The following is a 17,036-nucleotide window of genomic DNA, read 5'->3' on the forward strand; positions in this document are numbered from 1 at the left end:
ACTCCCCTCCTTTCTGCTGTATGTTGTACCGCTACGTACCCGTTGCGCTGCTGGGTTTGCTGCTACCCGGGCAGTTGCTGGCCCAGAACAAGCCCCAAACCTGCCCCTACGATTCGGCCCACTTTGATTTGTTTCATCCGGTGCCGCGCAACCGCCTGCGCCCCCTGCGGCCCGACCGACCCGGCGTAACGGAAAGCCCCTTCACAGTAGATGCCGGCCATTTTCAGCTGGAAGTAGATGCCCTGCGCCTCATCAACTCCCGCGACGACGAGCAGCAGGAACGCACCTGGAAAGCGGCCTACTCGGTGTTCAAGCTGGGGCTCAGCCGGCGCACCGATGTGCAACTGGAGGTGCCATTGTACAAGGTGGAAAAGCAGCGCACCGCCGAGCAGCCCAACTGGCAAAGTCAGCGCGGTTTTGGCGACATGACTTTGCGGGTTAAGCACAACTTCCTGGGCGACGACCAGGATGGCCCAGTGGCCATGGCCGTGGTGGCATACGGGCGCCTGCCCACCGGCCGTCATTCCGGCAACGGAGCCATTGAAGGTGGCCTGATTCTGCCCGTAAATATTGAGCTGCCCCACAAATTCAACCTGGACCTGCAGGTGGAAGGCGACATGAACTTTGACTACGAAACCCGCCAGCATTACGCGCAGGTACTACCTTCCGTGGCCCTCGACCATGAGTTTTCCGACGTATTCAGCTTTCTGGTGGAAGGTGTGGGCCAATGGGATGCCCTGCGCCGCCGCTGGGGAGCCTCCATCAACGTAGCCCCCATCTTCACCCTCACCGACAACCTGCAGCTAGACCTGGGTACCCACCTGGCCCTCAACCGCCGCACCGACCGGGAATTCTTCCTCGGCCTCACGTTCCGGCGCTAACGAATAGCGTTTGCGAATACCCCAGCTGTACTCAGAATGGAGTTCGATAGACTAAGTTACCAGAACCAAAAAAGGCGGCTTCCGGTATGGAAGCCGCCTTTCTATGTGCAAAGCATCTTACTAATGAGATACAGCCGTGCCCGTGTTGTGGGTGTTGGCGGTATGCGTCTGGATGCGCCAGTCGGTAAGGAAATACACGATTAGAAACACCACACCGGCGCCCATAAACAGGTTACGGGCTGTCATGTTGTCATCGGCAAACCCAAACAGGAAGGGAGAAACCAGAAACACCAAGCCGCTTACCAACTCCAGCTTGCCATGCACTGGGAAAGGAATGACGCGCATCAGCCCCAGCGGAAAATTGGTAAGCAGGGTGATAACCAGATAGCCGGCCGCCAGCACGTAGCAAACAGTGGCGTAAGTGCCGTGCAGATTAAAGAGCGAAGGCGCCATGGCAAAGAAGGCCACGGTTAGATAGTCGAGGATGCCGTGAGCGGCGGGCGACAGAACTTTCATAGCGGGTACAGGTGAGGTGAAGAACAGTTTTCACCCTATTGTACGCACCTGATTTCCGCATTGATATCGTCGAGCTGCGCCTTTTTTGCTAGCGTAGAGCTTGTTTCAGCCGATTTTGGGTTCAGGCCAGTAGTCCGTTCAACCGCTCAAACTGCCCACCTAAAACAGCTGAATCATCGGCCTCCAGCCAGTCGTGCAGCACGGTGGCGTAGAGGCTGCGGAAGTCGAGCTGGTGGCGTAGGTCGCCGTCCTGGAGGTTGGCCAGGTCGGGGGCGGCGTTCAGGATACCTTTCTGTTTGAGGCCACCGCCCAGCAGCAGCACGTTATTGGCGGTGCCGTGGTCGGTACCGTTGCTGGCGTTCTGACCCACGCGACGGCCAAATTCCGAAAACACCAGCACCAGCGTATCGTCGAGGTTGCCGGCTTTCTGCAAATCCTCCATAAACGAGGCCAGCCCATCCGATAAATCACCCAGTAGCTTACCCTGCTGCTCCCGCTGCCGCACGTGGGTATCAAACCCACTCAGCGACACATAGTACACCCGCGAGGTTACTCCGGAGTTAATCAGCTCGGCGGTGGTTTTGAGGTTACGGCCAAACTCCGTATTCGGGTACGCCACCGCCGATTTGTACACCTTGGCGTTCTGGTACAGATAGTCGGCGGAGGACGAGGTTTCGGCTAGGGTCTTGTACAGGTAGTCCAGCTCCGACAGGGTACCTTGGGGCTTTTCGCCACTCACCTGGGCAATGAAACGGTTCTGGGTTATCTGGTGGAATTTCTCCGGATTTTTCAGGGCCAGCCCCTTGCGCAGGTCGCCTTTCATAGCCAGGCTCAGCGTATCGTCCACCTCCAGTCCATTATAGGGCAGCTGGCAGGCGGCGCAGTTGGAATCCAGATAACGGCCGAGCCAGCCGGTACTCAGGTACTGGTCGGAAGCGGAGCCGCTCTGCCAGATATCCATGGAGCGAAAATGCGACCTATCGGGGTTGGGGTAGCCCACCGAGTTGAGCACGGCCATCTGCCCCTGGTCGTAGAGGCCCTTAAGGCGGGTCATGGCGGGGTTCAGGCCCAAGCCCTGGTCCAGGGTCAGAATACCGCTTTGCGGCCGGATGCCGAGCGTGGGCCGAGCCTTGTAGTACAGGTCGTTTTCGTAGGGAATAATGGTGTTCAGACCGTCGTTGCCGCCGCCCAACTGCACCACCACGAGGCGGCGGCCCCGGGCGTCACGCAGGTCGCGCAGGCCCTGGCGGTCCAGCGCGTGCAGAAACGTGGGCACAAACAGCAGGCTGCTGGCCAGCACGGAAGTCTTGAGAAAGTCGCGGCGGGAAGTCATTCGGATAAGGGATTAAAGGATGATGGATAAGGGACTTTGAATGAAGGAATGGCAAGAGGTGAAAAACCAGGGAGGCATAAGGTTGGGCTTATGCTGTCCTTTATCCTTCATCCTACTATCCCTCATCCCCAATTATCACATCAACTGGTACTCCGGCAAACTCAGCAAGGCCGTTACCATCGTGCGCAGGCGGCCTTCGGCGGGCGCTTTGTCGGCGGCTTGCTGAATAAGGGCCAGATTGTCGGGGCGGAGTGGAGTTTGGAGCAGGAACTGGCCGAGTTGCGCGGCTTGCTGGGCAGGCGGCGTTTTGGCCAATAGAGCCTGCACTGGGGCCAGCCGTACGGTGGTCTTTACCGGTTGCTGAAAGGTGCGGTCGGCGCGGCTGAGGTTGGGCGCAATGTCGTTTTCGTCCTGCTTTAACGCCACGCTGAACTCAGCATTTTTGAGTAGCACCGAGGGCAGTTGCAGCCGGTAGAGTAAGCTTGACGAGTCAATCCAGTTCCGGCCGCCGGGCCAGCCGGCCACGTTTGGCGGCTCGAACAAGGTTTGTCCTAGCGCCTTCTGAAACACAATTAGTGGCTTGTCATCCACCAGCTGCAGCCCCAACGTGCGCTTGATGCCCGCCAGCAGCTCCACCGGCGACTTAATGCAGGTACCCACGTTGACCGCCTCGTAAAACCACTCGGCCGAGAACATCTGCTCCAGCAGGGCCCGGATGTCGTAGCCGCTGCGGAAAAACGCCTGCGCCAGCGGCCCGATGTGCTGGGCGTTGGGCACGTCGTTCACGAAAAACCGGTAGAGCTTGGTGGTGATAAACTCGGCGCAGGCCGGCTGCTCCAGGATGATCTGCAGCACGTCCTCGCCCCCGAAGTTGCCGGTGCGGCCCAGGAAGGTTTTGGGGCCCTCGTCGTGCTGCTTCTCCCGGAATACGAAAGCACCCTGCCCACTATAGCCCCAACCGGTGAAGGCGCGGGCAGCCTCTTTCACGTCGGTTTCGGAGTAGTGGCCCCGGCCCAGGGTGAACAGCTCCATCACCTCCCGGGCGAAGTTCTCGTTGGGGTGCTGCTTGCGGTTTTGCTGGTTGTTGAGGAACTGCAGCATGGCCGGCTCCCTGCTCACGGCCAGCAGCAAATCGCCAAACTTGCCCAGCGCCAATTGCCGGATGGTGTTATTCAGGTGCAGCGCCGCATCGGGGCGGCGCACCCGGCAGGCAAAGTGCCCGTGCCAGAACAGCGTCAGCTTTTCGCGCAGCTGGGCCGGCGAGGTTGCCATGCGCTGCATCCAGCCGGTATTCATGGCGTAAAATGCGTCGCGGATACTCCGGTTCTGCATCTTGCGCTGCTCAGGCGTTATTTCCTGCCGGCGTAGCAGCGGCGGTTGGTTACGCCCCCGCGTCCCGGCCACCGCCGAGCGGACCAGCATAGCCGCCACCGGCGCGGGCTGGGACTGGCCGGTTTGCTGGACCGTCTGGTCTGGCGTGGTTACCATGCCGCTCTGCGGGGAGCCACTGCCCGGTGTTATCGGCCGAAACTGGGCCAGCGGCTCCGTATATCGCATCTGCGGATTATCCATCAGCTCTACTTTCTCCGAGTTCTGCAGCAATTGGCGCAAGGCCTTACGCGGCGAAATGCCCGCGGCTACCTCCTCAGGCCGGGGCCCGAATCCCGCCCGCCAATACAGGTGCTGCAGCTGCTGTTGCGTCGTCATATCCGGTTGGACGCGGAACCGGCAGGTAGGTTTAAATCACAGATGGTGCAGATGAAGCCGCAGATACCGCAGATGACGTTCTGTCAGGAATGAATTGAATAGATGAGGGCAACAGCATGAAATAGGATATTACAATGTCATCCTAAGCGGAGCGAAGGATCTTATCACGTAGGTATCATCTGATCGACTTGTTCTAATGTAATAAGGTCCTTCGCTCCGCTCAGGATGACAGTTAAATCCATCTATTTATTTCATCCAGCCCCCGTCAGAACGTCATCTGCGGCATCCACGGCTGCATCTGCACTATCTGTGATTTACTGCCTGGCCCCCACCACTACCGTTTTGCGGTACTCGTGCTTCTGGCCGTCACTGGACCGGAACAGCTCCACGTGCAGAATGTAGTAGCCCACACTGGCTTTCTGGCCCCGGTCGGTGAGGCCGTCCCACTGCCAGGCGCCTTGGGTAGCCAGCGTTTCGTTGCGCACGAGGCGGCGGGCCAGGCGGCCTTGGGCATCATAGATGGTGACGGAGCCGGCGTAGCCCGGCTGGTCGAGCTGGTAGGCCAGAGTGGTGAAATCCTGCTGGCCGTCGTCATCGGGGGTGAAGATTTCCGGCTCCAGCGTGAGCACGCCGGTGCCGACCACGTCGGGCTGCTGTTGGGAGTTGGGGCGGCCAGGCGTGGCATAGCCCGCACTGCCCGCCGCCGAGTGGAAGTTGGCGGCCTCGCTCGGGCCAGTAGCCCGAATCCGCTCCAAGGACACACCGTCCACGTTATCCAGCAGTTTGAGGTGTTGCGTGGCGGCGTAGGCGTATTTGTCCAGCAGCTGCCCCCGGCTATCAAACAACACTACTGTACCCGCATCATCCGGAAAAGTGGGCAGGGCAGGGAGTTGGAGCAAGTGGGCCACATCGGTGCTGTTAGGATACTGCTGCTGTACAATATCGGGCCGGGTAGTGAAGGCCAGCAGGCCACCGGGCGGCAGCAGGACGGGCCCGCTGCTGATGGGTTCAGCATCCACGGAGTTATCGGGGCGCTGGTTGCCGAGCTGCCAGCCCTGCAAATCCAGAAACTTGCTGGAGCGGTTCAGCACCTCCACGAAATCCACGCCCCCAGTGCGTGGATTGAACAGAATTTCATTGATAACCACGTCACCCGCGGCCACCGGTACCGGCAAAGCCAATGCGGCTGAAGTAGCCGGGCCACTGGCATTGCCGGCGCAATCTACGGCCCGCTGGGCAGTTACCGTTAGCGGCTGATTGGGAGTAAGGGGAGCCGCCAGTACCAAATCCACAAACCGAAAATCCGGCCCTACTGGAGCGGCGCGCAGGATGCTTGCTGTTGGGGTGATGGTGTACAGCGCCACGTTAGACGCCGTTACGCTATCCAGCTTCTCCCCGAAATAGAGCCGCACGGTGGTAGGATTCAGGGCCAAGGCACGCAACAAAGCAGGAACAGTCCGGTCAGGGTTGGCGGTACGCACGGAGTTAGCGCGGCCGGGCGTGCCGCCGCTGGGGTCGTCGCTGGCTTTCCAGTTATCGGCGCCGGCGCAGGGGTTGGCCGTATCCAGCATTTCCAGCGTCCAGCCCCCGTCTTTCTTGCGCGCATCCCGGTACCACGTATCGGAATAGCTAACTTCAAACAGCGTGCGGCCATCCTTGCCGCGCAGCACTAATTGGTCGGCAGCGTTGCTTAAGCTGGGAAAATTGGTCAAGCCGAACACCTTGCCATAAGCGGCAAATAGCGCCGTGCGGGTACTGCCGCACACCACCGCATACTCGCCCGGCAGCAGCACCGCCCCGGCCGGAAATACCGCCGGGTTGCTGGTACTACCCGGTTTCAACAGCCGCACACCCGCCAAATCCACCACTGCTGTTAATGAAGGATTATGAATTTCGATGAACTCCGAGGAAGGTAGCCCAACCACCGGTGTTTCATCGGCCATGATTTCGGTGATGAGCAGTTGGTTGAAGACGGGCGGTACCGCAAAGCCGTTGTTCTGAAACGTAGCCGTAAGTGGTCCGGCCGCTACGTTGCCAAACACATCGGCCACGTTGCGGGCCTCCACGGTAATGCTGCCCAACGGCAAATCGGCAGCTAGCGTGAGGTGCACCACGGTAGGATCCTGGGCATCCCGCGCGGCAACTGCTACGGCCGGGCTACCCGTGCTCAGCCGGTAGCTGGCCGCCGACTGCGTAGCGGCCACTGCCTCGTTGAACGTGAGGTTAACTTGCCGGGCGCTGGACGCTGCAGCCTGCAGCAGCACCGGCGCGGTGGCATCCGTCACCCGAAAATCGTCAAAGAAAAACGCCCGATTATTCGTGGATGAATACGTGCAGTAGACCCCGAAATACGCACTGCGCTGGTGGGTGGCGTCGGTGGCCGTGCCCTCACTCACGTACATAGTGCCCCCGGCCAAATCCCGCTCCAGCGTCCAGAGGCCCGCTGTGCTACGCGTCACGCGCACTCGCACTACGTTGTTCGTTGTTGAGTTGAGCGTACCGTCAGCGCCATTTACCACATACACTGGACTGCCGGTGGCATCCTTGCGGAATAGAGCCACCTCATCGGGGGTGCCGCCCAGGCGCACGAAGTAGCCTTTGGTGCTGCTGGCTTTGAGGTCGGGCTGGTCGGCCATCAGCCACACGTCGGCGTAGTTGCCGCTGCTGGTGGCCAGTTTCAGGTTGGCCCAAAACTCCCAGGTGGTACCGGTGGTAGCCGCGCAGGGTGTTACCAACTGTAGCTCGGTGCCAGTGGTGGCGGGGCCGTTGGTTTGCAGCTGGAGGGCGGCGTTTACCTGAAAAGAGGCCGCGTCGCCGGTCCAGGTGGGGTTTTGGGTGAAGTTGCCGTCGGCGAAAGTATCGACAAGCTGAGCAGTAGCCGTGCGCGCGCAAAGCAGCGCCAGGAAGGGTAGTAGTAGTTTTTTCACATTGAATAGGGGTTATTGGCGCTGCTGGGAGCCGTATGTGCCCGGGCCACGCCGCGTATCACTGCCTGAAATATACCCAGAAATCAATGCCCGCGCTACCGTACCTTTACGCCTCTTAAAACTCGCAACTCCATGAAAGTAGCCGTAGTAGGTGCCACCGGCCTGGTAGGTACTGAGATGCTGAAAGTGCTGGCTGAGCGCCAGTTTCCCGTAACCGAACTGCTGCCCGTGGCCTCCGCCAAATCGGTGGGTCAGGAAATTGAATTTCAGGGCCAGAAATACAAGGTGGTGAGCATGGACGACGCCATTGCGGCCCGCCCGGCCGTGGCCATTTTCTCGGCCGGCGGCTCCATCAGCAAGCAGGAAGCCCCCCGCTTCGCCGAGGTGGGCACCGTGGTAATCGACAACTCCTCGGCCTGGCGCATGGACCCCAGCAAAAAGCTGGTGGTGCCCGAAATCAACGCCAAAGAACTGACTCCCGCCGATAAAATCATTGCCAACCCCAACTGCTCCACTATTCAAATGGTGGTGGCCCTCAACAAGCTACACGAGCGGTACAAGGCCCAGCGCATTGTGGTAAGCACCTACCAGAGCGTAACGGGCACCGGCAAAAAAGCCGTGGACCAGCTGCTGGAGGAGCGCGCCGGCCAGGAGCCCAGCAACCCCGCCTACCCCCACCGCATCGACCTGAACGTGCTGCCCCACATCGACGTGTTCGAGGACAATGGCTACACCAAGGAGGAAATGAAGATGGTAAACGAGACGAAGAAAATCTTCGGCGACGACCAGATTCGGGTAACGGCCACCACCGTGCGCATCCCCGTAATGGGTGGCCACTCCGAAGCCGTCAACGTGGAGTTTGCCGAGGAATTTGACCTCGCCGAAGTGCGCGACATCCTGCGCCAAACCGAAGGCGTTGAGCTGGTGGACGACGTGAAAAACAACGTCTACCCCATGCCCAAAGACGCCCACGGCAAAGACGCCGTGCTCGTCGGCCGCCTCCGCCGCGACGAAACCCAGCCCCGCACCCTCAACCTGTGGGTAGTGGCCGACAACCTACGCAAAGGTGCCGCCACCAACGCCGTGCAGATTGCCGAGGCCATGCTAAAAATGGGACTATTACAGGGCTAATCACCTGACTTGCTCTGGTGCGTTGCTGAAAAATTTTATTTCAGCAACGCACCACATGTAATTGAGGCGGATTGGTGGATTGAAATCAGGGTCGCCAATCCGCTTTTTGTATATATGCTATGAAAGGTACTTTTATCACTATTCTGCTGCTTGCTGCCCTCCTCTTCTGTGAGTTTCGATTTGAAGCTTCTTTTCCTCAAACCTGGCCTTTAGGACTCGACTATTCCACCGACTTCCGCAGCTTTGCCCCTCTCGATACGGTAGTGCCACGCTATGAGGTGTTCGTGTCGGGCGAGGCGCACAACATTGCGGGCAACGAGCCGCGCCACTTCAAACTGTTTGCCTACCTACACCAGCGGGCCGGGGTGCGGCATTACGTGAAAGAAGGCAGCTATACCTACGTGTATTTCGTGGACCGCTACGTGCAAACCGGCCAGCCACAGTGGCTAGACTCGGCTATTGCCTCGCTGCGGCAAACAGCGGCCGATACGGTACACTTGGGAGTCAGGAGTGAAATGGCGTTGTGGAGAAACCTGCGCCAGCTGAACGCACAGGCTCCCGCAGATCAGAAAATTCAGGTAGTAGCCATCGATACAGAACCCTATTGGACCAACGGCCTGCTCCGCGACCTGGTAGCCCGCCACCCGCAGGTGCCCGCGGTGCTGCAGAGTACTGTGCAGGAACTCCTGACCCTGCGCAGCCAGCAACCGTTCGACTTCATGCAGCTGCACCGCCTTGACCGGAAGCGGATGGCTCCCATCCTGGACCGGGCCTGGGCGCTGGTACAAGCTCACGAAGCCGAGGCCCGGGCCTGGCTCGGCCCTGACTACCGCCACCTAGCTATGCTGGTGCACAACCCCGCCGCCCTGCACCGCAGCGACGGGGAGCTGGCCAACAACTTTGAGCGCCTGCGCCAGGAGCTACCCGCGGGCAAGTTCTTTCTGCAGTACGGCCGCCTGCACGCGCAGGTGCACAAAACCACCATCACCGGGCCTTGGCTGGCAAACGCCCTCAACCAGCAGCACCGCGTACTGAGCTTTCATCCGTACTACCAGAACTGTCAGTCGGCTTGGTCGTCGAAGGCGTACCCCGACGAACGGTTTTTCTCATCGGCGGAGCAACGCAGCCTGCAGGCCGCGGCCACCACGCCTCACACGCTGCTGTTTACCTCCTCCCCTTCCTGGCAAGCCCTGCGCCCCTACGGGCAGGTATTCATTGTGGAGAAGGATCTACGGTTTTAAGTCAACTGGCAACCTGTTATTCGTGGGTCTAGAACTGGGAAGGGCTTGTACTAAAACCTCTGCCCTTCACTTAGCGGTACGATCTGGTAGTGGTTGCTACATTTATTCAACTACCCAAATGCACACAAAAAAGCTCCTCCGGCTAGCTAAAGGAGCTTTTTTGTTGGAGTAGCCGCAGACCTACTTAGCCAGCTTGGCCTTCAGGTTCTCGTCCAGCGCGGCCAGGAACTCCTCGGTGTAGAGGTAGTCTTTGCCGTGCTCCACTTTGTTGCCGTGGATGCAAACGGCCAAATCCTTGGTCATCTTGCCGCTTTCCACAGTTTCGATGCACACCTGCTCCAGGGCGTGGCAGAAGTCGATGAGCTCCTGATTGTTATCCAGCTTACCACGGAACTCCAAACCGCGCGTCCAGGCGAAGATGCTGGCAATGGGGTTGGTGCTGGTGGGCTTGCCTTTTTGATGGTCACGGTAGTGGCGCGTTACGGTGCCGTGGGCGGCTTCGGCCTCCATGGTGCCGCCGTCGGGCGTCACCAGCGTGCTGGTCATCAGGCCGAGTGAGCCGAAGCCCTGGGCCACGGTGTCGCTTTGCACGTCGCCGTCGTAGTTTTTGCAGGCCCACACAAAGTTACCGTTCCATTTCAGGGCCGAGGCCACCATGTCGTCAATCAGACGGTGCTCGTAGGTGATGCCAGCAGCCTGGAACTTGGCCAGGTAGTCCTGCTCGTAAATCTCCTGGAAGATATCCTTGAAGCGGCCATCGTACTTTTTCAGGATGGTGTTTTTGGTGCTCAGGTACAACGGCCAGCCTTTGCTCAGGGCTTGGTTGAAGCAGGCATGAGCGAAGCCACGGATACTTTCGTCGGTGTTGTACATGGCCAGGGCCACGCCGTCGCCTTTGAAGTTGTACACCTCAAACGACTGCGCCTCGCCGCCGTCCTCGGGCTGGAAGCTGATGGTGAGCTTGCCTTTGCCTTTGGTTACGAAGTCGGTGGCGCGGTACTGGTCGCCGAAGGCGTGGCGGCCGATGCAGATGGGGGCCGTCCAGTTGGGCACCAGGCGGGGCACGTTCTGCATCACAATCGGCTCCCGGAATACAGTACCGTCCAGAATGTTGCGGATGGTGCCGTTCGGCGACTTCCACATCTGCTTGAGGTTGAACTCCTTCACCCGCTCCTCATCGGGGGTGATGGTGGCGCACTTGATGCCCACCCCGTACTGCTTGATGGCGTTGGCCGCGTCGATGGTTACCTGGTCGTTGGTTTCGTCGCGGTACTCAATGCCCAGGTCGTAGTACTTGATATCGAGCTCCAGGTAGGGCGTAATCAGCTTGTCCTTGATAAACTTCCAGATGATGCGCGTCATTTCGTCGCCATCTAGTTCTACTACCGGGTTTGCTACTTTAATTTTGGCCATGTGTTAGTGGGGATTAAGTGGTCAATCTGTGCGCCACGAGTTTGGCGGTGGGTGCATATGAGGGCATTGTAAGCCCGAAAGCGGGCCCAAGCTACGGCACATCTGGTAATAACCTGTATCAGGGCCAGTAGTTATTGGGTACGGCCACCGGCCAGCACAGCTTGCTGCTGCCGATGCGCTGGCAAGATGCCCCGAATTCTTGGTTAGTTGAAAATGCTGCCCGCAAAATCCACCACGGCGCGGCGCGTAAGTTCGGGCTCCTCGAAGTAGCCGAGGTGGCCTACGTTGCTGAGTAGCAGGGCGTGGCTTTGGGCCGGCAGGGCCAGTTGGGGCAGCAGGCTTTCGGTGGGCACAGCTACGTCGTCTTTGCCCGCAATAAACAGCACCGGGAAACGGGCTTCCTGGAGCACCTTGGTACGGTCGGGGCGGTTTTTCATGGCTTCCAGCGCGCCGAGCACGGTGGCTTCGGGGGTGCTTTTGCCAATTTCCTCCAGAAACTCCCGCTGCTCCAGCATGCACTCCCGGTTGGCCGGGGCAAACAGCGGCCGGATAAACGACGCCATAAATTTCTCTACGCCGTGGCGGCGCACGAAATCCATGTTCTTGTCCCGGTTGGCCTTCTTTTCCTCGGTATCAGGCAGGGCGGTGCTATGGAACAGCACGAGGCCAGCCACCATTTCGGGGTAGCGCTCGGCAAAAGCCAGGGCCACGTAGCCACCCATGCTGTGGCACACCAGCAGGGCCCGCTCCACATTTTTCTGCCGCAGCTGCTCGGCCACGTAACGGGCCTGGGCTTCCATGGAGTAGTCCCGGACATCGTGCACGTTGGTACCGTGGCCGGGCAGGTTGAGCGTGAGCAGACGGTAGCCGTCGGGAAAGTCGCGAGTGAATTCCGTCCATACTTCGCGGGATTCAGCAAAGCCGTGGAGGAACAGGATAGTAGGGAGAGCCGTGGTCATTAACTGGAGCGTTGCTCGGTGATGAATACGCATAGGTACGCGCATTTGCCCAATTCAGCCAACAGCATCTTATCGGCAACTTATGATGTACAGAAGGTAAGGAAGCTTGCTACTACCCAGCACATCATGCAGAGCGCCGCGAAGCATCTTGCCTGCCGACGTTTAAACAGTGTGGCAACATCAGCACGCGAGATGCTTCGCGGTGCTCTGCATGACGGTCTTTTAGCTTGCTCTCCATACTACCGAGGGAAATATGTCACTCATTCTCACGCAAAACGCCCGCATCCTGGGCAGGAAACGGGCGTTTTGTAAATAACCTCGTCGCGGCGGGTGGGCCGATTGAACGGCCCCCAGGTGTGCGGCCCGCCGCGGGAGATACAGCCGTTAGTTAGGCTTGCTTGGCAAACTGCACACTGGCAATCAGCTTCACGTCCTCGCCTACCACAATAGAGCCGGCTTCAGTGATGCCTTCCCAGGTCAGGCCGAACTCTTTGCGGTTGATTTTGCCGCTCACTTCAAAACCAGCTTTGGTGTTGCCGTAGAAGTCGGTAGCGGTGCCGCCGTACTCCACGTCCAGGGTAACGGGCTTGGTTACGTCCTTGATGGTGAGGTTGCCGGTGAGTTTATAGTCGGAGCCCGACTTGGTCAGGCTGGTCGATTCGAAGGTGATATTAGGGTAGGCTGCTACGGCAAAGAAGTCGTCGGCCTTGAGGTGCTGGTCGCGCTGCTCCTGGTTCGTGTCGATGCTGTCCACATCGAGGCTCACGTGCACCTTGGCATTATCAAACGCGTCGCCTTCTGACTCCGCCGTGCCTTCAAATTTCTTGAACGCGCCGGTTACCGTCGAAATAACGAGGTGTTTGATCTTGAACTGTACTTCGGAGTGCATCGGGTCAAGAACCCATTTGGTAATTGCCATAGTGGTACTTAGTTGAGGGAAGAAATTGAACACTGTAAGAACTCAGGCAAGCTACACTGCTGCGCCGAATTCCTGACAAATGTACGTACTTATTTTATAATTGATGTATGTACATCAATTTAATTTTTCGTAGGCACTCTGAATAGCCTTAAAACACGGAAGCCCCGCTAGAGTCATCTGGCGGGGCTTCCGTGTTTTAAGGTATCAGCTTACAGCAACACCGTTTCCAGTGGCGCGGCAGCGGCAACTTTGCCGCTCATTTCGCGCAGAGCGGCGGCAATGCCGGCGGCGTCGAAGCCGCACTCTTTGTACAGTTCATCCTGGGTGCCGTGCTCCACGATACGGTCGGGAATACCGAGGCGCTTGACGGGCAGGCTGTAGCCGTGGTCGGCGAGGAACTCCAGCACGGCCGCGCCGAAGCCGCCGGGCAGGCAGCCGTCTTCCACGGTCACAATGGCCTTGTACTGGCGAGCAATGTTATGGAGCATTTCCTCATCCAGCGGCTTGCAGAAGCGCATGTCGTAGTGGCCGGGGTTCAGGCCTTCGGCGGCAAGCTGCTGGGTGGCTTTCACGGCGTAGTTGCCGATGTGGCCGATGCTGAGCACTGCCACACTTTCACCCTCGCGCACCACGCGGCCGGTGCCCACGGTAATTTTCTTCAGCGGCTTACGCCACTCCGGCATAACGCCCTCCCCGCGGGGGTAGCGGATGCTGAACGGACCGGCGTTTTCGGGCAGGGTGGCCGTGTACATCAGGTTGCGTAGCTCCTCCTCGTTCATGGGGGCCGATACCACCATGTTCGGGATGCAGCGCATGTAGGCCAAATCGTAGCAGCCGTGGTGGGTGGGGCCGTCGGCACCGGCAAAACCGGCGCGGTCGAGGCAGAACACTACGTGCAGCTTCTGCAGGGCCACATCGTGCAGCACCTGGTCGTAGGCGCGCTGCATGAAGGAGGAATAGATGTTGCAGAACGGCACCAAGCCTTGAGTGGCGAGGCCGGCCGAGAAGGTCACGGCGTGCTGCTCGGCAATGCCCACATCGAAAGCGCGGTCGGGCATCTGCTTCATCATAAGGTTGAGCGAGCAGCCCGAGGGCATAGCCGGCGTCACACCCATGATTTTATCGTTCTGCTCGGCCAGCTCCACGATGGTGTGCCCAAATACGTCCTGGTACTTGGGCGGCTGGGGCTTCTCGTAGGTTTTGGTGTGGATTTCGCCCGTCACCTTATCAAACAAACCGGGAGCGTGCCACAGCGTCTGGTCTTTTTCGGCCAGCGCGTAGCCTTTGCCTTTCACCGTTACGCAGTGCAAAATTTTGGGGCCTGGAATGCTCTTGAGGTCGTTGAGGATGGTGGCCAGGTGTTGCACGTCGTGCCCGTCCACGGGGCCGAAGTAGCGGAAGTTCAGCGCCTCAAACAGATTGCTCTGCTTGAGCAGCGTCGCCTTCATGGCCGACTCCACTTTGCGGGCAATCTGCTGGGGGTTGGGCCCAAACTTGCTGAGCTTGCCCAGCACATTCCACAGCTCGTCGCGCACCTTATTGTAGGTGCGGGAGGTGGTAATGTCGGTGAGGTATTCCTTGAGCGCGCCCACGTTGGGGTCGATGCTCATGCAGTTATCGTTGAGAATAACCAGCAGATTTGACTTCTCCACCCCGGCGTGGTTGAGAGCTTCAAAGGCCATACCGGCCGTCATAGCCCCATCCCCGATTACGGCAATGTGCTGACGGTCAAATTCACCTTTGTAATCAGACGCTACGGCCATACCCAGCGCCGCGCCAATGCTGGTGCTGCTGTGGCCTACGCCGAAGGCATCGTACTCACTCTCGCTGCGCTTGGGGAAGCCCGACATGCCGTTGTAGCGGCGGTTGGTGGGGAACCGGTCGCGGCGGCCGGTGAGGATTTTGTGGCCGTACGCCTGGTGACCCACGTCCCACACCAGCTGGTCGTAGGGCGTGTTGAACACGTAGTGCAGCGCTACCGACAGCTCGACTACCCCCAGCGAAGCGCCGAAGTGGCCGCCGTAGATGGAAACTGTATCAATAATAAACTGCCGCAGTTCCTGGCTAACCTGCACCAATTGGTCGGGGCTGAGCTTTTTCAGGTCGTCGGGCGAATTGATTTCCGCCAGCAGGGCACCAGGTTCGACAATCATGTGCAGGGGGTAGGAAGAGGGAATACTTGCTAGGCAACCGGCAACTACCGCTAAAGGTTAGGCAGTTACTAGTTGAGTAAATGTACAACAGGCAAAGGTACGGGTTTTCCGCGCGGCCGGATGAACCGTCGAGTTACGAAATTCAGGGCGTACAGGGATGAAGGGGGGAGAAACCAGAACGCCATTCTGAAGGCAGTCGAGGAATCTTGCGTGCTGACACCAGAGAGCATCCGTCATGCTGAGCATGTGGCGCAGCAAGCCAGGGTCCGAAGCATCTCCACCGCTTCGTTGAAATTACCACTGCAACCTTAGCACGCGAGATTCCTCGGACCCTGGCTTGCTCCGCCACATGCTCGGCATGACGCTCAACTTTATTTCTTCATCATACTTGTTCCCTCGTCACCCCACCCTTCAAAACCAGCCATTAACCCTACTTTAACATCCCCGCCTACGCAAATCCGTACCTTTAGCCGCACCCACCGCCACCCCACGATGCCCCAGCTCACCCAACCCCAGGCCGAAGACCAGCAGCTGCTCGACAAGCTCCGCCCCTCGCGGATTGTGCTGCCGGTGCTTATTGGCCTGAGCGTGGTGGGCTTTATGTTTTGGCGCAGCTACAAACCCGGCGACCTGGCCCCGCTGGCCAATGCCAAGCCGCTCTGGCTGCTGCTGATGCTAGTAGTGCTGGTGGCCCGCGACGCCGGCTACGTGTACCGCATCCGTTACCTCACCGAGAAAGTACTCAGCTGGCGGGCTGCCCTGGACGTGATTATGCTTTGGGAATTCTCGTCCTGCGTGCTGCCATCGGCGGTGGGGGGCACGGCCGTGGCGCCAGTGCTGCTGCACAAGGAGGGCATTCCGCTGGGCAAATCGGTGGCCTACATTATGGCTACGGCCATGCTCGACAACCTGTATTACGTGCTGATGGTGCCGCTGGTGGTGCTCATCGGGGGTGATGCGCTGTACCCGCATGAGGCGTTGCAGGGCGGGCTGATGGCAACGCTTCGCGCCGGGTTTGTGCTGAGCTACGTATTCGTTACGGCCTATGCCCTGCTGATGCTGTACGCCATTTTCGTGAATCCGCAGTCAGTGCGGCGGCTGTTTATCCGGCTGTTCTCAACGCGCGGACTGCGGCGCTGGCGCAACAAGGCATATCAGCACGGTAACGAGTTGGTGCTGGCCTCGGCTCAGCTGCGCGGCAACGGCTGGGGCTACTGGCTGCGGGCGGCCCTGAGCACGGCGTTTGTCTGGACGGCGCGCTACCTGGTTATTGGCTGCCTGATTGCGGCGTTTATTGACGTGAGCTGGTCGGAGTTCTGGCTGATTTTTGGCCGTAACCTCACTTACAAGGTTATTCTGCTAATTGCCATTACGCCCGGCGGCGCGGGAGTTGCCGAGGGTGCCTTTCCCACATTCTTCGGTAAGTTCATCGGCACGCCTACCATGACCAATTTTATGGTCTTGCTCTACCGCATCGTCACGTATTACTTGTACTTGGTGTTAGGGGCCGTGTTCCTGCCTCGTTGGGTTACGCGCATCTATGGCAAGCGAAAGGTTGAGCAGGTAATGCACTCGTAGACTGCCATTCCGAGCAAAAACTGTCATTCCGAGCGAAGTGAGGAATCTGGAGTTACCGTAGCAACGGCCTAGGCTGAGTGGACAGTAACGCTTCTTACTACCAACTGGAACGTCAGGCAGAGCCGGAGGCGAAGCATCTCGCGTGCTGATGTAGATAGTAGCCCCAACGTCAGCACGCGAGATGCTTCGTCTCTGCTCGATTCGCAGAATGCTCTGCATGACGTGGCGTTGTTTAGCCTTGCTTACTGTCCACACAGCTTAGCCCAGATTCCTCGCTT

The 17,036-nt window shown here is 59.0% G+C and carries 12 protein-coding genes; 4 read left to right on the forward strand and 8 right to left on the reverse strand.

Annotated features, from left to right (window positions below; genetic code table 11):
* Window positions 1-20 precede the first annotated feature (20 nt).
* Entirely contained in the window at window positions 21-881 is an 861-nt protein-coding gene (locus ABIB60_RS04135) for a transporter (RefSeq protein WP_354577920.1), read from the forward strand.
* A 120-nt stretch (window positions 882-1,001) separates the two neighbouring features.
* Here the strand turns inward: ABIB60_RS04135 and ABIB60_RS04140 are convergent, their stop codons facing one another.
* The 4 genes from ABIB60_RS04140 to ABIB60_RS04155 form a co-directional block, all read right to left on the reverse strand.
* The gene (locus ABIB60_RS04140; RefSeq protein WP_354577921.1) at window positions 1,002-1,397 is read right to left on the reverse strand and encodes an SPW repeat domain-containing protein; all 396 of its coding nucleotides are present in this window, start codon (window positions 1,395-1,397) and stop codon (window positions 1,002-1,004) included.
* Between the two features lie 121 nt (window positions 1,398-1,518).
* A complete protein-coding gene (locus ABIB60_RS04145) occupies window positions 1,519-2,730 on the reverse strand; it encodes a DUF1501 domain-containing protein (RefSeq protein WP_354577923.1) in 1,212 nt (403 codons plus the stop codon).
* Between the two features lie 135 nt (window positions 2,731-2,865).
* Window positions 2,866-4,437: a DUF1800 domain-containing protein gene (locus ABIB60_RS04150; protein ID WP_354577925.1), complete on the reverse strand. Its 1,572-nt coding sequence runs from the start codon at window positions 4,435-4,437 to the stop codon at window positions 2,866-2,868.
* A 314-nt stretch (window positions 4,438-4,751) separates the two neighbouring features.
* Entirely contained in the window at window positions 4,752-7,364 is a 2,613-nt protein-coding gene (locus ABIB60_RS04155; protein ID WP_354577926.1) for a lamin tail domain-containing protein, read from the reverse strand.
* 132 nt (window positions 7,365-7,496) lie between these two features.
* Between ABIB60_RS04155 and ABIB60_RS04160 the strand changes: the two genes are divergently transcribed.
* Both ABIB60_RS04160 and ABIB60_RS04165 read left to right on the forward strand, forming a co-directional pair.
* The gene (locus ABIB60_RS04160; protein ID WP_354577927.1) at window positions 7,497-8,495 is read left to right on the forward strand and encodes an aspartate-semialdehyde dehydrogenase; all 999 of its coding nucleotides are present in this window, start codon (window positions 7,497-7,499) and stop codon (window positions 8,493-8,495) included.
* Window positions 8,496-8,614: 119 nt separating this feature from the next.
* A complete protein-coding gene (locus tag ABIB60_RS04165; protein ID WP_354577928.1) occupies window positions 8,615-9,736 on the forward strand; it encodes a TraB/GumN family protein in 1,122 nt (373 codons plus the stop codon).
* Window positions 9,737-9,916: 180 nt separating this feature from the next.
* On the opposite strand, the gene ABIB60_RS04170 is transcribed toward ABIB60_RS04165, so the two are convergent.
* From ABIB60_RS04170 to dxs, 4 genes are all read right to left on the reverse strand, one after another.
* Window positions 9,917-11,149 carry an isocitrate dehydrogenase (NADP(+)) gene (locus ABIB60_RS04170; protein WP_354577929.1) on the reverse strand — a complete coding sequence of 411 codons (1,233 nt, stop codon included), beginning with the start codon at window positions 11,147-11,149 and terminating at the stop codon, window positions 9,917-9,919.
* Window positions 11,150-11,352: 203 nt separating this feature from the next.
* Window positions 11,353-12,108: an alpha/beta fold hydrolase gene (locus tag ABIB60_RS04175; protein WP_354577930.1), complete on the reverse strand. Its 756-nt coding sequence runs from the start codon at window positions 12,106-12,108 to the stop codon at window positions 11,353-11,355.
* Window positions 12,109-12,496: 388 nt separating this feature from the next.
* Window positions 12,497-13,027, reverse strand: coding sequence for a YceI family protein (locus ABIB60_RS04180; protein ID WP_354577932.1), 531 nt, complete (start codon window positions 13,025-13,027; stop codon window positions 12,497-12,499).
* A 209-nt stretch (window positions 13,028-13,236) separates the two neighbouring features.
* Complete coding sequence (dxs, locus tag ABIB60_RS04185; protein ID WP_354577933.1) at window positions 13,237-15,180, reverse strand: 1-deoxy-D-xylulose-5-phosphate synthase; 1,944 nt, start codon at window positions 15,178-15,180, stop codon at window positions 13,237-13,239.
* Window positions 15,181-15,672: 492 nt separating this feature from the next.
* Between dxs and ABIB60_RS04190 the strand changes: the two genes are divergently transcribed.
* Window positions 15,673-16,758, forward strand: coding sequence for a lysylphosphatidylglycerol synthase transmembrane domain-containing protein (locus tag ABIB60_RS04190; protein ID WP_354577935.1), 1,086 nt, complete (start codon window positions 15,673-15,675; stop codon window positions 16,756-16,758).
* Window positions 16,759-17,036: the final 278 nt, after the last annotated feature.

Origin of the sequence: Hymenobacter sp. UYP22 (genome assembly GCF_040547285.1) — a bacterium.
GTDB lineage: Bacteria > Bacteroidota > Bacteroidia > Cytophagales > Hymenobacteraceae > Hymenobacter.

Coding starts and splice junctions, on each gene's coding strand:
- ABIB60_RS04180 (WP_354577932.1), bottom strand. CDS start 13,027: ATGGCAATTACCAAATGGGTTCTTGACCCGATGCACTCCGAAGTACAG.
- ABIB60_RS04165 (WP_354577928.1), top strand. CDS start 8,615: ATGAAAGGTACTTTTATCACTATTCTGCTGCTTGCTGCCCTCCTCTTC.
- ABIB60_RS04145 (WP_354577923.1), bottom strand. CDS start 2,730: ATGACTTCCCGCCGCGACTTTCTCAAGACTTCCGTGCTGGCCAGCAGC.
- dxs (WP_354577933.1), bottom strand. CDS start 15,180: ATGATTGTCGAACCTGGTGCCCTGCTGGCGGAAATCAATTCGCCCGAC.
- ABIB60_RS04190 (WP_354577935.1), top strand. CDS start 15,673: ATGCCCCAGCTCACCCAACCCCAGGCCGAAGACCAGCAGCTGCTCGAC.
- ABIB60_RS04170 (WP_354577929.1), bottom strand. CDS start 11,149: ATGGCCAAAATTAAAGTAGCAAACCCGGTAGTAGAACTAGATGGCGAC.
- ABIB60_RS04160 (WP_354577927.1), top strand. CDS start 7,497: ATGAAAGTAGCCGTAGTAGGTGCCACCGGCCTGGTAGGTACTGAGATG.
- ABIB60_RS04135 (WP_354577920.1), top strand. CDS start 21: ATGTTGTACCGCTACGTACCCGTTGCGCTGCTGGGTTTGCTGCTACCC.
- ABIB60_RS04140 (WP_354577921.1), bottom strand. CDS start 1,397: ATGAAAGTTCTGTCGCCCGCCGCTCACGGCATCCTCGACTATCTAACC.
- ABIB60_RS04150 (WP_354577925.1), bottom strand. CDS start 4,437: ATGACGACGCAACAGCAGCTGCAGCACCTGTATTGGCGGGCGGGATTC.
- ABIB60_RS04175 (WP_354577930.1), bottom strand. CDS start 12,108: ATGACCACGGCTCTCCCTACTATCCTGTTCCTCCACGGCTTTGCTGAA.